Origin of the sequence: Stenotrophomonas sp. CASM114 (genome assembly GCF_049384325.1) — a bacterium.
GTDB classification, from domain to species: Bacteria; Pseudomonadota; Gammaproteobacteria; order Xanthomonadales; family Xanthomonadaceae; genus Stenotrophomonas; species Stenotrophomonas muris.
This window is the reverse complement of record NZ_JBMRGJ010000005.1, coordinates 153,643-167,789: the sequence shown is the minus strand read 5'-3', so window position 1 is coordinate 167,789 and position 14,147 is coordinate 153,643. Positions and strand designations below refer to the sequence as shown.

At 61.9% G+C, this 14,147-nt stretch carries 13 protein-coding genes and 1 pseudogene; 2 read left to right on the top strand and 12 right to left on the bottom strand.

The annotated features are described in order from the left end of the window. The first annotated feature begins 6 nt into the window (after positions 1-6). A complete protein-coding gene (locus VG566_RS07910) occupies positions 7-660 on the top strand; it encodes a hypothetical protein (protein ID WP_014647564.1) in 654 nt (217 codons plus the stop codon). Then, a complete protein-coding gene (locus tag VG566_RS07905) occupies positions 657-1,985 on the top strand; it encodes an XVIPCD domain-containing protein (protein WP_069118273.1) in 1,329 nt (442 codons plus the stop codon). The genes VG566_RS07910 and VG566_RS07905 overlap by 4 nt, the downstream gene beginning before the upstream one ends. A gap of 54 nt (positions 1,986-2,039) precedes the next feature. Here VG566_RS07905 and VG566_RS07900 read toward each other — a convergent pair whose 3' ends face one another. The 12 genes and pseudogenes from VG566_RS07900 to VG566_RS07845 all read right to left on the bottom strand — a co-directional run bounded on the left by VG566_RS07900 (position 2,040) and on the right by VG566_RS07845 (position 14,126). Continuing rightward, on the bottom strand, positions 2,040-3,308 hold the full coding sequence (locus VG566_RS07900; protein ID WP_423172617.1) for a hypothetical protein: 1,269 nt from the start codon (positions 3,306-3,308) through the stop codon (positions 2,040-2,042). 96 nt (positions 3,309-3,404) lie between these two features. Further along, a complete protein-coding gene (locus VG566_RS07895) occupies positions 3,405-4,412 on the bottom strand; it encodes an XVIPCD domain-containing protein (RefSeq protein ID WP_049408128.1) in 1,008 nt (335 codons plus the stop codon). 57 nt (positions 4,413-4,469) lie between these two features. Continuing rightward, positions 4,470-5,006: a hypothetical protein gene (locus VG566_RS07890; RefSeq protein ID WP_049408130.1), complete on the bottom strand. Its 537-nt coding sequence runs from the start codon at positions 5,004-5,006 to the stop codon at positions 4,470-4,472. A gap of 480 nt (positions 5,007-5,486) precedes the next feature. Beyond that, the gene (locus VG566_RS07885) at positions 5,487-5,864 is read right to left on the bottom strand and encodes a DUF4189 domain-containing protein (RefSeq protein WP_258010630.1); all 378 of its coding nucleotides are present in this window, start codon (positions 5,862-5,864) and stop codon (positions 5,487-5,489) included. Between the two features lie 415 nt (positions 5,865-6,279). Continuing rightward, positions 6,280-6,723 (bottom strand): DUF4189 domain-containing protein, encoded by a 444-nt coding sequence (locus VG566_RS07880; protein ID WP_241884532.1) that lies wholly within the window; start codon positions 6,721-6,723, stop codon positions 6,280-6,282. Between the two features lie 256 nt (positions 6,724-6,979). Beyond that, a pseudogene (locus VG566_RS07875) lies at positions 6,980-7,240 on the bottom strand (DUF4189 domain-containing protein); the annotation flags it as partial. 449 nt (positions 7,241-7,689) lie between these two features. After that, the gene (locus VG566_RS07870) at positions 7,690-8,217 is read right to left on the bottom strand and encodes a DUF4189 domain-containing protein (RefSeq protein WP_423172721.1); all 528 of its coding nucleotides are present in this window, start codon (positions 8,215-8,217) and stop codon (positions 7,690-7,692) included. A 23-nt stretch (positions 8,218-8,240) separates the two neighbouring features. Then, positions 8,241-8,837: a type IV secretion system protein gene (locus tag VG566_RS07865; RefSeq protein WP_423172620.1), complete on the bottom strand. Its 597-nt coding sequence runs from the start codon at positions 8,835-8,837 to the stop codon at positions 8,241-8,243. Positions 8,838-9,081: 244 nt separating this feature from the next. After that, positions 9,082-9,585 (bottom strand): DUF4189 domain-containing protein, encoded by a 504-nt coding sequence (locus tag VG566_RS07860; protein WP_080281910.1) that lies wholly within the window; start codon positions 9,583-9,585, stop codon positions 9,082-9,084. Between the two features lie 68 nt (positions 9,586-9,653). Beyond that, complete coding sequence (locus VG566_RS07855) at positions 9,654-10,784, bottom strand: type IV secretion system protein (RefSeq protein WP_241884533.1); 1,131 nt, start codon at positions 10,782-10,784, stop codon at positions 9,654-9,656. A gap of 76 nt (positions 10,785-10,860) precedes the next feature. Next, complete coding sequence (locus VG566_RS07850; protein ID WP_236636397.1) at positions 10,861-11,688, bottom strand: hypothetical protein; 828 nt, start codon at positions 11,686-11,688, stop codon at positions 10,861-10,863. Beyond that, positions 11,685-14,126 carry a VirB4 family type IV secretion/conjugal transfer ATPase gene (locus VG566_RS07845; protein ID WP_241884534.1) on the bottom strand — a complete coding sequence of 814 codons (2,442 nt, stop codon included), beginning with the start codon at positions 14,124-14,126 and terminating at the stop codon, positions 11,685-11,687. Before VG566_RS07845 ends, VG566_RS07850 begins: the two co-directional genes overlap by 4 nt. Positions 14,127-14,147: the final 21 nt, after the last annotated feature.

Below are 14,147 nucleotides of genomic sequence, written 5' to 3'. Positions count from 1 at the left end.
CCGACATTGCGCCACAAGATGATTCCGTGCCTTGCTCTGCTTCTGTTGACCGCCTGCCATCCGGAGACCGCCATGAACCAGGAACGTGCCGCTGCTGAAGCCGATGTCGCCCAGGGTGGGCGCGGCCTCGCCAAGCTCAACCCCAGCCCGCGCAAGGCCTATGAACTGGTGCTGCGCCTGAAGGACGCCCCGGGCGATTTCGCGGTGGTCGAAGGTGTCGCGCAGTACGACGTCACCAACGAAGACCAGTGTGGCTATATCGAGCCGGCCACCGGCACGGCTGCACGGATTACCAGCCAGGAACCGGTGGAACTGCGCAAGGTCGCTGATGGCGAGTACCGGGGCACTGTATACATCGACCGCATGCTGGATGAGGATTACTACGGTCGCGGTGTCTGCAAGTGGGAGTTCACCGGTGCAGGCGCGATGCTGAAGGCGACGGGGGCCGAGGGCGAGACGCGTTTCCTTTCATTTATTGAAGCAGCGCCATTCGTGAAAGGCGAGACCGAGACTCGCCACTATCCTCGTTCGGACTATCCGCGCGTGAACGAGATTCCTGACTACGGCGCAAGCGGCCAAGAAGACCCCACCAAGTTCCGCCCTGAGCTGCAGAATTCGCTGTTCTCGGCTTCACTTGAAGCCAATGAGGTCCGCCAATGAGCCTCAGCAGCCAAGACTATGCGGGTATTTCCGACGACGTGTACAAGGACCGTGCGGTCGGTCGACGCGCTCCCGGCAAGGAAGAGCTCGTAGCGATCAACGGGCATGAGTACAAGATCCTCGAGCACGTTGATAATCGATTGAACGGTTATCAGGGAACGATCTACCAGCGAGTCGACACCAATGAAATTGTCGTCGCACATCGCGGCACCGAACAGATCGCCCGCGATGCGATCCTGACCGATGGTGGCATGGTTGTCGCCCGCACCAACGTCCAGGCACCGGACGCCATCGCGCTGACCCAACGCGCCCTGGCCTACGCCAAGAAGGAGGGGCAGGATCTCGGACAGCGCCCACCCGAAGTCACCGTCACCGGCCACTCTCTCGGTGGCGCGCTGGCCCAGATCACCTCGCACCATTTCAACGTCAAGGGCGAGACCTTCAACGCCTATGGCGCGGTCAGCCTCAGCTACCGCATCCCGGAAGGCGGCAACACCATGATCAACCATGTCATGGCCTCCGATCCGGTCAGCGCGGCGTCGCCGCACTTCGGCCAGGTGCGCATCTACGCCCGGCCAAATGAAATCAGCACGCTTGCCGCGAACGGCTTCAGCAATCACTCGTTGCGCGCCCTGATCCCCGACCGGCCGATCATCGCCGCAGGCAGCTCGTTCGGTGCGCACAAGCTGGGCAACTTCCTCGGTGACGGCTCGGTGCTGCAACACCCGGAAACGCAGAAGCTGGCAAAAGACAACGCCAGGATGATCGAGGAGTACCGCGACGACGTTGAATCACTGCGCCGTGGTGTCACCCGCGCGGCGCGGGGCATTCCGGGCGGCGCCGTCGATCTGTACGACCACATCCGCGGCCCGCTGCAGCCCGGTGAGCCGGCACGCCGCGAAGCGGAGAAGAACGGCCATCACACCAGCATGCTGCGCATGGACGACGCCAACCATGTGGGCAACCCACTGTTCAACGACGCGATCCGTGGCGTGCACGCGCAGGACGTGCGCGTCGGCCGGGTACCGGACGTAATGAGCACGCAACTGGCAGGCAGCCTGGCCGCCGAAATGCACGCAGCGGGCGGCAAGCGCATCGACGAAGTGGTCATGAATGCCGATGCCTCGCGCAGCTTCGCCGTGCAGGGCCAGGGCGGCGATCCCGCCCACCTTCGCGTGTCGGTGGATACGGCAGTGGCGATGAACACCCCACTGGAACAGAGCAGCCAGCGCATCGACCAGCAGGCCGCAGGTCAGCGCCTTGCACTGGAGCGCGACCAGCAGCTGGAACAGCAGCAGAACCAGACCCGCAGCCTGCAGGCCTGATGGACAGCACGGGAGCCGGTAATTCCGGCTCCCGTTGTACATCGGCACTCTGGTTCAGGGGCTGGAGGCCGCCACCGGCAGCGATGCTCCGGCCGTCACGAACAGATCCGGCCCGGAATCCGGGAATCCACCGCAGGCGCGATCGCCGGGCGCCACCGGATCACAGGGCCACTGCGCCCGCGCGACTTTGTCGCGCAGCTCGAAGCGATCGCCGGTCCAGACCACGAACGCGATGTGCTCGCGGTTCCAGTCACCGTAGGCGCGCGGACCACCCTTCTGCGCCGACTCCGGATACTGCACGAACCAGCGCATGGCCGGGCCATACTGCAACTTGCTGTGGTCCAGGCTGATCCGTCCCTCACGCGAGAGCTGGCGCGCACGATCAGCTTCCGTCACCGGGGGCATGGCCGGCATGGCATCGGCGGTCACATCCCTCGGCGCCGCGTCCCCGCGGACCTGGTACACACGCTGGGCCACATAGGCCTCGCGGCAGTCGCCCGCTGGGACGCGCACGGGCTCCGCGCCGTACTCACCGCGGTTGGCGACCTGGTCGCTGCAGGTGAACGGCGCCGACACCAGGTAGAACGTGCTGTCGGCGTCGCGCCCTTCCAACGAGCGCACCCAGATGTCGCCCATCCGGACGATGAAGTCCGGGCGCTGGCCGTAGCCCGGCACCGCCTTGAACCAGGCCTTCTGCCGCACCTCACGCTCGCGCCAGCTGCGCGGCAGGTGGATGTCCTGCTCGGGCAGCGCGACCAGCATCGCAGCCAGATGCGCCGGCATGGTGCCCTGGCAGGCGCCGATCAACAGGTCGCCCTGGGTCGCCAGCCGCCCGGCCAGATCCACCGGGCAGCGGGCACCGAGCGCACGCTCGGTCGCCTGCTCGGGCGGCAACGGCACGATCGCCAATGCGGGCGGTGCCGGCGCTACGGCCGGGACCCCTGGCTCGACGACTGTAGGCGGTGCAGCCACAGGCGCCGCCGCTGCGGGCGGAACGGGCGCCGGCGCCGGGTCCGCAGCCGGCGCCGGCTGCGTGTCCACCACCGGTGTCGCAGGGGGTGTCACGGCAGCCGGTACTTCGGGAGCCGGCGCCGCGACAACGGCGTCGGCCGCCGCGGGCGCTGCAACGGGCGCCGCCCCTGCAGGCGCCTCAACGGTAGCCTCGGCAGCGGGGCGCGTCTCCACGACGGGCGCCGCTGCCTCCTGAGCCTGTGCCGACGCTGCGGCAAGTCCAAGTGACAGCAGCCAGAGCGGCGGCAGGCGGCGCACGGGTGCATTGCAGCGGGCAGCGGCGTGGCGGGCATTCGGGGGAACGATTCGCATGTGGTGTCCTTACGGGTGGGTTTCCATGTCGGCGCCACAGGGCGCCACGCGTCGTACGTAAAGCGCCAGCGGGCACCCTGCCCGCCGGCATCGGTGTTACAGGGATCGAGAACGCTGCTCCTGCTCGCGGGCGAGCGCAGCCGCCGGGTCCTGCTGGGCGACATTGGCAGCCAATTGCTGGCTGCTCTGCGCCAGCGGCTGCTGCGCCGCCTGTTCGCGATCGACCGATGCGCGCAGCATGGCCGGATCGCCTAGCGCGCCCTGTACAGCAAACAGCGTGCGACCGTCATTACCCGCCAGGAGATGATCGATGCGCGACATCCCCGCCTTCTGCGCGCTCAGCGCCAGTGCGCCGGCGGCATTGTCCAGTTCCTGCACGCTGCGCAGACCGCTTTGCGGCCCCATCTGCTGCAGGTGCTGGCGCGCTCCCGAGAACAGCGTGTATCCCGGCTCGCCCGGTTGCGACATGTCGCGTCCCGTTGTGGGCTGGGCAGGCGCCCCCACTTCGCCACGCTCCAGGCGCGCCATCACATCGGGGGTCAGCTTCTGTTGCCACACGTCAAAACGCTGCTGGCGGGCTTCGATGCCGTTGAGCGCGCCATTCAGGGCACGCGTCGCTTCGCGCACGTCCTCGCGCGCCGCTTCCGGCACCCGCGTCTGCCACTGCCACACGGCAATACGGCCTGCGTGCTCGGGTTGCGCGGCCAGCTCCGGCTGATTCACCAGGTCCAGGTCCAGCGCCTTGCCGGCACGCTCGTAATTCTCCTTGCCGACCAGCGGCAGATAGCCGCGGCCGTGATACTTCAGCGCGTCGCCAGGCGCGTCGTTGCCCATGCGCCCGCCGTACATCAGCTCAGCCAGGTTCTCCGGCCGCCCGCGCAGCGCCTCCTGGCGGGCGCTCTCAAGCGCGCCATTGCCATTGCGCCACGCTGCTTCCACCGGGATCTGCGAGATGCCCCGGGTGAAGTTGAAACTCTCATTGAGCCGGCTCAGGCCACGGGACTCGTGCCCGGCCTGCGCCATGAAGTTGGCCAGTTCCCGGGACGAGGTCATGCCGGCCTCCGTGGCCTGCCGCAACAGCTGCGACTCTCTATCCTGCGACACGGTGAAACTCCTGCTCGATCATCGTTGGATACTCCCGCCTCCTCACGGGCATGGCACTCAGGGCAAGCTGACGTCGGCGACGACGGACGGATCGAAATCCTCGAACCGCACCCGGCCAAGCTCGGCCGCGGAGAAATCGCGCGTGTGGGTCGCTTCGGTTTCGGTGTCCACCACCTTGCGCTGCACGCCATGCACCCAGCACGCCTGCTCGGCAGGTGCATACCGGAAGGTGTAGACGCTGCTCCAGCGTTCGCGGCTGCCGCCGTTGGTGATCACGCTGAACGCGCCGTCTTCAATCGTCACGTAGGCGAAGGGGTCACCGGCAATGCCACCGCGCGTTGAGCACGGCACCAGCTTGTCGTTGCGTGCCGCCAGCTGCCAGCGGCCCGTGGCATCGCCCAGCAGCAACAGCAGGACCCGGTTCGGTCCGTGCTCGCCGGGCAGCAAGCCCTCCGGAGGAGGTTGGTCGATCACCAGCAGCTGGTCCTGGAAACCATTACCGGTCAGATCGCCGCGTACGGCTTCCAGCAGGTTCGCGCCGGACGGAACGAACGCCAGGGCATTGTCCATGTGCGTGCCACTCCCCTTCTCCATCCCCTGCAACTCCTTCAATCCCGTCTTGCCAGTTCCCGAGCGGAGGCCGGAAACGGGGCGATGCCTCGCACGTGCCCTGCGGCCGCCATGGCGGATGATAGCCCCGAGCCCACGGCAACCGCGATGGTGGCAAGCGTCACCCGCACTGCGGGGGGACACAGTCCTCATGGACGGAAAAGCTCCTGCGTTCGATGGCACCAGCGCGTCGGGATTTTGACGCGCACGCAGCTTACTTCGAGGAGGCAGCGCTCGTCGAAGGGTGCTTGGGATGAAAAGCGCACTTGATCACATAAAATCGGGATTGGCGCTGATGGATCCCGATTCCGGATACACCATCCATACGATCAGCACTCCGCAATTGTTCGTGCGGGCCCGGCGAAGTGGGTCACGGCTCGGCGCACGCTACCATCGCCGCATGGGCTCCCAGCAGCCCACCCGCCGCGGGGCCCAAAGCGCGAGCCTCACCTGTCGCAACGCCACTCAATAGCGATCAAACACCGGCTGCGTGCAATCCGCATAGACTTCATCGCATGCGCCCGGTTGATCGTTCCTGCACAGTGACCGCGCCGTCTCAAGTGCAGCTTCCGGCGTGGGTCCCGATCCAATACCAGATTGCCCCCGTCCCGAACGGCCAGCAGGGATGGCCCATGAGACGCACTGGTTGAAGTACGTCATGTTGAGCGAGCAATCAGGAGCTCCGCTGATACCACACTTGGACAGCGCCTCCTTCTCAGCGGCTCGCCGGGATCTCATCCCGGTTGAAACACCGGCCTCGGACGTGGCCTTCGAGACCGCAATCGCGCCCCAGGTTTTCACCCATTCCCCAGCGGGCGCGGGTGCCGGCGCGGACGGAGTCATGGAAGTTCCACTAGATCCGGGAATTGGTGCACACCCCTGAACACCCTGGCCGCCAATGGGGTACATCCCTGGCGGACAGTTGCCTTCTGCGTGCGCGGAACTGATGCCTCCAACAAACCCGGCGGCAGCAGCAACCAACACCCCGGCCAGACCGCATTTCATCATCCCAACCTCCTGATTCAGTGATCCTTGCGCCTTCCCCGAGGATGGCGCCGCGGATGCGACTCCCGGATTAAAACAGGTCGCAGAAGGCTTGTAGCCCTGCTTCTTCAGCTGCCCGCCTTTTGATGGCGACAGCTATCGCCTGCCACTCACTGGACTCGTTTGATTTGGACATGTGAAATTTGGCAACGGCTCACCATCCACTCAACCCTTCGCCCAGCGGTTCCGGACGCACAGCTGAGAGGCGGCAACATCAATACGCCTTGAAGATCGGCTTTGTGCAATCTGTATAGAAAACCTCGCATGCCCCGGCTTGGTCATTTGTGCAGCCTTTCTGAGCTTCGCGCTCTGCCACGTCGAGTGTCGGTCCGCGTCCAATACCAGATCCACCCTGACCTGTCCGGCCGCTGGGAACTACCCATGCCGCACACTGATTGAAGTAGGCAAGCATAACCTTGCAATCGTTCGCACCCGCGGAAGCACACTTGCCAAGGGCTTCCTGCTCCGCTCCACTCTTCCTTCGCTGCCCTGTCGACACACCTGCATGCGACGTTCGCTTGGATGTGGCAATTGCACCCCAGGTGGTGATCCATTCTCCAGACGGTTGTGGCGGCGAGACGGGAGCGGTCAACCCGCCTTTGTTTGCTCCCGGGATAGGTGCACAGCCCTGTACTCCCTGCCCTCCGATCGGATACATAGCAGGGGGACAGTTGCCCTCCGCACTTGCGGACGAGAATACTAGCGAGAGCATTGCTGCTACGACCATTTGCATCGAACGACTAGTCATTTTCACTCACTCGCGTCCGATCCAATTTGCAACCATCTGCGAACACGTATGAAGTCTCCGGGGCACACTGGAAAAAGTCCAAGCCATATCAGACGCTGTCACGCATAGCGCCCTTTTCTGACGTGGCATGCGTACCTGTTGACAGATATCATGCGGAACTTGGCGATCAGCGATACGCCCTGAATTCCGACATGCTGCAGGCCGAGTAGGCCACTTCACACGCTCCCCCATCATTCACAGAGGCGCATTCCTTCAACGCGAGCGATTGAGCTTCGTCAAGTGTTTCAGCGCTGGCAACGATTGAATTTCCGGCAGCCTGTCCGCCCGAGCGGGGCGACGGATCGGCGATTGCGGCGCATTGATCGTGATAGCTCAAACGAATCTGACACTTGCTCCCTCCTCGCCGGACACATCTGTCGATCGCCGCCGCTTCCGCAGCTCACTTCGATTTCTGGGATACAAGGTCGGCACGGCGCTACCACCTATCTGCGAATATGCCATGAAGGTACCCAGGGTGCCCTGGAAGAACATCGCAGCCATTGGGGGCGCAGTCAGTGCGCACGATGATTCGTTCCTGCAGCTCCCTTGCGCGGCCCCCGTAGCCTCTGCGTCAGACTGGATCCATGCCAGACAGGAAGTACGTGCTTCCCCCGCTCAGGGTGATCCACAAAGCGTACCAATTGAAGAAAGTCATGCCGCCGCTGTGATCACGCGCCCAAAAGCGGCGCATTCTTACACAGCTTCCCGTTCTGGGCCCTTCTTTTAGCGGCATCTCATGGAAACGCTGGCATTCGAGGTACTGACAAGAGCGCAACCCCACTCACGCTAATCTGACGATCAATTCCCAATTTTTCTGCTGACCTATCTGAGGCCTTATCAATACTTCCGGAAGACGGGCAAGGAGCATTCGGAATAGACGACGGCGCACTTTCCGCCTCCGGTATCCCGACAATGACCAATCGCATTTCTAGCGACGGTCTCTGCGTCCACCGCCGTATCCAGGGAGCCCTGCCCCTTTCCTGAGGACGGCACAGCGAATGCAACGCATTGGTTGTAATAGGTAACCGAAGACTTGCAGTCCTTTGCACCCTCTGCGGCACACTTCTTGATCGCCGCAGCCACCGCGCGCCGCTCGCTGGACTCATTGGCTGCGGTACCGACGAGATTTGACGTAGGCGACTCAGCCACGGCTCCCCATCTCGTCAACCACTCCCCCAACGGCTGAGCAGGAGCGGGAGCAGAGGCTGAAGCCGTTCCACCAACTGCACCAGGAATTGGCGCACAACCCTGGACACCCTGCCCACCGATCGGATACGACCCCGGGGGGCAGCCACCCTCTCCTGATGCGGAGTGTACGCATAACAACAATACAACGAGAACTGTGTAGGTCAAAGTCGTTCGCATCATGGCCTCCAATTCCCGAAGAGTTACGAATTCATTGTTCCAGCATTGCCGCGCTGCCCACTCTGAATCGGAGATTCAGTGGTCGCACCTCCAAATCTAGGCGTTGCATCTTGAACCGGAACCTGACTTGAGGCCCTCGAATTGGTGGGAACCGGAGGCATATACACCCCCCCGCTCAATCCACTAGAACCCGGCGGCTGCCCATTCGGACCCGGCGAGGTCGGCACGGCGCTACCACCTATCTGCGAATATGCCATGAAGGTACCCAGGGTGCCCTGGAAGAACATCGCAGCCATTGGGGGCGCAGTCAGGATCAGCGTCGTCAGGATCAGGCCCATGCCGCCCTGCTGCAGCGCCTTGCTGCTCATGCCCTCGGTCAGGTTCGACCCCAGCAATGCACCCAGCGCAGACGCGCCCCAGAACGAAGCCGTCACGCGCGCCACCATTTCCATGTCAATGCCGGTCATCGCAGCCGGCACCGCCATTGAGAACACGGTGCCGATGCCATAGAACAACCAGCGTTGGAAGATGGACTTTGTCTGCTCAAACAGCAGGCGGAGGATGAACAGCGGACCTAAACCAATGAGCAATGACATTGCGATCTCGTACAGCAACAGCATGCGCCTGCTGTATCGGCCGGTCCACCGTTACGAAGCCGATGATCTGTCCGCGACACGCGCTGACCTCGTCTGAGTACATCTCCAACAACTTCCGCTGGCTCACCGAAGTGATTGCGAACTCAATATAGTAGAGCCTCAGCCATCAAATCATCCGCACACAAACCTGTCTTCTCCCCGAAGCACGAGATCTGACGCTTCATATGTAGAGTCCCGAGGTCCTCAGAACAGATTCAATTCTACTGTTTCAGTAAGTCCTGAATATGGGCTTTGTGCAGTCAGTGTAAAAGACCTTGCAGGCCCCAGCTTCGTCATTTGTGCAGCCCTTCTGCGCCTCCTGCTCCGCCAGCTCAAGTGTTGGCCCTCTTCCTATGCCAGATCCTCCCCGCCCCGTCTGTCCACTTGGCACCACCCACGCGGCACATTGATTGAAGTAGGCAAGCACCACTTGACAGTCCTTTGCACCCGCCGAGGAACATTTGCCAAGCGCCTCTTTTTCCGCGCCACTTTTCTTTCGCTGACCAGTGGATACACCAGCATCGGAAGTGCGCTTGGAGGTGGCAATCGCTCCCCAAGTGGTGATCCACTCACCGGAAGGTTGAGGCGGTGAAACAGGGGCGGTTGTACCACCGCCACTTGCCCCGGGAATCGGCGCACAACCCTGCACCCCTTGGCCACCTATAGGATAGAAGCCAGGCGGACAATTCCCCTCCGCCAAGGCGGAATCAATGCTCCAAGCAGTTCCAACCATCAGGACCATCAATGCAGGCAACACGGATTTCATGAGGACGGGATTCCATTGACGACAATTTTGGTCAATCAAGTGTTGCCGGAGGGAGCATTGCCCCGCAAACCTGGGCCTGAAGTAGATTGCACTTCGCCCTGACCTTGGAGCCTAGGTGTCGCACTCTGGTTGGCCAACACACCGGTACTTGAGTTCGAAGCTGGCGCCGGAGGCGTAAACATACCACCCGATCCACTAGAACCCGGCGGCTGCCCATTCGGACCCGGCGAGGTCGGCACGGCGCTACCACCTATCTGCGAATATGCCATGAAGGTACCCAGGGTGCCCTGGAAGAACATCGCAGCCATTGGGGGCGCAGTCAGGATCAGCGTCGTCAGGATCAGGCCCATGCCGCCCTGCTGCAGCGCCATGCTGCTCATGCCCTCGGTCAGGTTCGACCCCAGCAGTGCACCCAGCGCAGACGCGCCCCAGAACGAAGCCGCCACGCGCGCCACCATTTCCATGGCAATGCCGGTCATCGCAGCCAGCACCGCCATCGAGAACATGGTGCCGATGCCATAGAACAACCATCGTTGGAACAGGGACTTTGTCTGCTCAAACAGCAGGCAGAGGATGAACAGCGGACCAAAACCAATGAACAATGACATTGCGATCTGGTACAGCAATAGCATGGCGCCCGCCGTAACGGCCGGTCCGCCGGTGCCCAGCCCAATGAACCACATCGCACGGGTCTTTGCGCTATCCAGCGTTACGTCGCCGGCAACATCCAGCACACTCACCGACGTGAGCGCCAACTGCATATAACCCAGGTTCTTATCAATCAATTCCTCGGCAGTCGACTTCTTTCCGGTCACGATATAGGTGATCTGGTCCTGAACATCGCCAGTCAGGAAGTTCTGCAGCTTGGTCCCAAACATGGCCATCGACGTAGCGACCGTAACGATCAGTGCCGCCCGTGCCATGTTCGTCATCAACGCAGCCATCGAGTCACGGCTTCGCCCAGTCACGATGCGGAAGCCCTGGATGAGCACCCACAGCGTCATCAGCACCAGGGCCATCGTGCCGACCCAGGTCATCATCCGGCTCAGGATACCGTTGCCGAAATTGGTGATCTCTTCGCGCAGATATTCCAGGATCAGCCGGAAGAAGACGAAGTCGCCCACGGAGGCGAACAACGTGCCGTGCAACAGATCATTGAACACCATACCGTGCATCATTCCCTGACTCATCACATCACCCGCCCCGCGTCGGGGCCCTGCTGGAGTGCGTTGCGCACGTGATTCACTTGGTGGAGAGCGCGGCCTTCAGCGCGCCGGCCTTGATGACACTTCCAATCGGGTTGCGCTCGCCCCGCAACGCACGCTCGGCCAGATTCTTCTGCCGCCCCTGCAAGGCAGCGATCTGCTGGTCGTAGACCTTGATGGTGGTCTCCCACTTCTTGAAGGCCTTCTCAAGCTCGACCGAGGTTGCCGTATTGTTGGAGATATCCTCCTGCAGTGCGCCTTCATTCTTGAACGCGTTGCGGATCCGACGCAGCTGCTGAAGCATCTGCTCCATCGCCGGCATGGACATCTGCACGACCTCGACAGTCTCGTTGTACTTCTTGTTCTCAAGCACCTGGATGTAAGAGCAGATCGCACGCTGCTGCGCGCCGATGTCACCGCCCGGGCTCATGTTCAACACTGCCATCAGACCATTCATGCTGATCATGGAATCGCCGCCGCACTTCTCGGCCACGTTCCAGTTCTCGGGAATCTTCGTCAGCGCAGGAGTCGGCGGCATCAGGGGGGAAGCAATGATCTGGGTCCAGTTCTGGAGCTTGGACATCCAGTTGTCGATGGTCTTGGAGTACTGCTGAGCCGTTTCACTCCAACGCTGCGCAGTCTGAAGATATTCCTGACCGGCCTTCATCTCCTGCATGAAATTCATGATCCAGTTGAATGGGTCATAGACCGTCATCGCCTGCGCGGGACTGGTGCCTGTACTGATGGTCATGCCCAGGGTCAACACTGCGGCCATCATCGGCGCGAAGCGCCTGCGTCGCACCGGAGTGCGGCGGAGTTCAGTTGTCATGGGGGTTTCCTTGTTCGTCTGAGCGAGCGTCTTCATGCCGTCTCCTCCTGCTCGGCCCGCTTCCCGGACCCTTTTCGATGTTTGTAGAAGTCTTCCAGCCACTGCTCCGGCGTGAGCTCGTCCACGGTGATCCGGTTGCGGACTGCAGCGGTCTGCAACACGCGATGCATGATGTCGATGTTGTCGGTCGAGGCCGAGATCACCGACAGGATGTCGTCCATGCCACGCAGGTTGAGCTGGCAGACGCTGGACGCATGGCCCTGCTTGACCAAGAAGCAGCGCGAGCGCTCGTCGAGCGCGGTAACCACCTTGAACTCGGCCTCGGTCAGCTTCAGGCCATCCATGTAATCGCTCTTGCTGGCATTCGGGTTCGGCAGCAGGATCAGGGTGGCGGTCTGTTCGATCAGGGCGGCGGAGATATCACTCTTCAGTGCATCTTCCGGGCTCTGCGTTGCGAAGATGCCCAGACCATTCTGCTTACGGATGGTCTTCTGCTTGTTCTTCGCGAATTCCTTCAGGCCACCCTCGCCGTCCAGGATCTTCCAGAACTCGTCCATCACGTAGATCAGCGGACGACCATCGATCAACGATTCCAGGCGGTGCAGCAGGTAATTGATGACCGGCACGCGCACTTCGGGATTGTCGATGATGTCGGTGTAGTCGAAGCCGATGATATTGGCCTTGCTCAGATCAACGGTGTCGACCGGATTGTCGAATACCCAGCCCAGCGAATTGCCCGAGGTCCAGCGGCGCATGCGCGCGTAGAGCCCATCGTCGCCCATGTTGGGCAGGCTCTTCTGGAAGTTGGTCATGCTGCGCAGGTGCATCGGCGTATCAAGCATGCTTTCCACTGCGCGGTAGATGTCCTCCTCCTCGCGCGCACTGTATTCACGCTTGCCGGCCAGCACCTTGATCAGGTCGGCCAGAAACTGCACGTTGGCTTCATTGTTCTCGCATTGGAACGGGTTGAACCCGGTCGGCGCGCCGTTCTCCAGGGCCAGATAGTTACCACCGCAGGCGCGGACGAAAATCTCAGCGCCACGGTCCTTGTCGAAGAAGAAGATGGTCGGTGACGGCTCGTACTTCTGAACCTGGCTGAGCAGGAAGTTGATCAGCGCAGTCTTACCGGTACCGGACTTGCCGATCACCATGGTATTGGCGATCGCCTTCTCGCCCAGCGAATTCTCCGACGGATGGGTCGCGTGGAAATTGAAGTAGTACGGCTGGCCGTTCGTGGTCTGCAGTGTGGTGACGCAGTCGCCCCACGGGTTGTTGTGCTGCTTGCCGGTCGCGAAGTTGTGCAGCGGCGACAGGCCCAGGAAATTCAGCGAGCTGACGTTGGCGAGGCGGGTGCGGTAGCGCCAGTTGGCCGGCAATTGCGAATAGAAGGACGAGGTAACCGCCAGGTCTTCCTTGGTCGACACAAAACCGGCATTGGACAGCTCGGCGCGTGTCGTGGCCACGTTCTGCGACAGCTTGGCCTGGCTGTCGCCGTAGACCGTCATGATGAAGTGGTACTCGCCCAGCACGAAATTACCCGACGACAGCTGATCCATCGCCTGGTCCAGCTCGACGATCTGGCTGACTGCCTTGTCACCGGAGGAGATCATCATGCCCTTGGTGCGGTCGAGCACCTTGAGCGCGTCCTGACGCCCCATCGGGCTGAACGAATGGGTGATGACGTACTCGTAGTCCAGGTACTTCAGGCCGTTGAGGATGCCCGGGTAAGTTCCTTCGGCATACTCCTTGATGTTCAGGATGGCGCCGAAGTGGTTGGCACCATTAGGGGTGTTGATGACGAAGTCACCGGTTTTGGCCGAGAACATGTGCCGGCTGACCGGCAGGTAGTCCTTGATCGGTGCCGACAGCACCGGGACCGGCTCGTCGATGCGATTGATCAGGTAGCCGAACAGCTCCAGCGTTTCAGAGAACACCACGCCGTTCTTGGCCTCGTACATGCCCAGGCGATACGGTGCGTAATCGCGGATCACTGCCTCGACGTTGCCGGCCAGTTCCATCAGCTTCTCGATGGCCTGCTCCTGCTCGGCCTGCAAGCGCTCGACATTCGCCGACCTTTCCACGAAGCGTTTCCCGGCCACGACCGGGCGGTAGATCATGGTGAGGTACAGCTCGTTCTGCATGATGCGCTGGGCGGACAGCATGCCCATGTACTGGTCGGATACATCCTGATTGAAGCGCTGGCTGTAGTGGCTCTTGCCTTTCAACGTACGGCGACGGCGAATGTCGTGCACCCAGAAGGCGACATTGACGAAATCCGGTGCCCTCAGCGTCTGCAGCAGGCGGTTGAACGTATTGTGCCGGTGCTCCAGCTCCCATTCCTCGCGACCAACGAACGGCAGTCCTTCCAGGTACCACGTCAACAGGTAGTCGCCGCCCGTGGTCTTGACCACGTTCGGGGCGACATGCGTCGACAGGGGAATGAACTCACTGATGGAGGTGTCAGGGCTGAACATACGACTGCTTCCAAAGAGGTA

Coding starts and splice junctions, on each gene's coding strand:
- VG566_RS07905 (WP_069118273.1), top strand. CDS start 657: ATGAGCCTCAGCAGCCAAGACTATGCGGGTATTTCCGACGACGTGTAC.
- VG566_RS07900 (WP_423172617.1), bottom strand. CDS start 3,308: ATGCGAATCGTTCCCCCGAATGCCCGCCACGCCGCTGCCCGCTGCAAT.
- VG566_RS07890 (WP_049408130.1), bottom strand. CDS start 5,006: ATGGAGAAGGGGAGTGGCACGCACATGGACAATGCCCTGGCGTTCGTT.
- VG566_RS07885 (WP_258010630.1), bottom strand. CDS start 5,864: ATGACTCCGTCCGCGCCGGCACCCGCGCCCGCTGGGGAATGGGTGAAA.
- VG566_RS07880 (WP_241884532.1), bottom strand. CDS start 6,723: ATGTATCCGATCGGAGGGCAGGGAGTACAGGGCTGTGCACCTATCCCG.
- VG566_RS07870 (WP_423172721.1), bottom strand. CDS start 8,217: ATGCGAACGACTTTGACCTACACAGTTCTCGTTGTATTGTTGTTATGC.
- VG566_RS07865 (WP_423172620.1), bottom strand. CDS start 8,837: ATGCTGTTGCTGTACGAGATCGCAATGTCATTGCTCATTGGTTTAGGT.
- VG566_RS07860 (WP_080281910.1), bottom strand. CDS start 9,585: ATGGTTGGAACTGCTTGGAGCATTGATTCCGCCTTGGCGGAGGGGAAT.
- VG566_RS07855 (WP_241884533.1), bottom strand. CDS start 10,784: ATGGTGTTCAATGATCTGTTGCACGGCACGTTGTTCGCCTCCGTGGGC.
- VG566_RS07850 (WP_236636397.1), bottom strand. CDS start 11,688: ATGAAGACGCTCGCTCAGACGAACAAGGAAACCCCCATGACAACTGAA.
- VG566_RS07845 (WP_241884534.1), bottom strand. CDS start 14,126: ATGTTCAGCCCTGACACCTCCATCAGTGAGTTCATTCCCCTGTCGACG.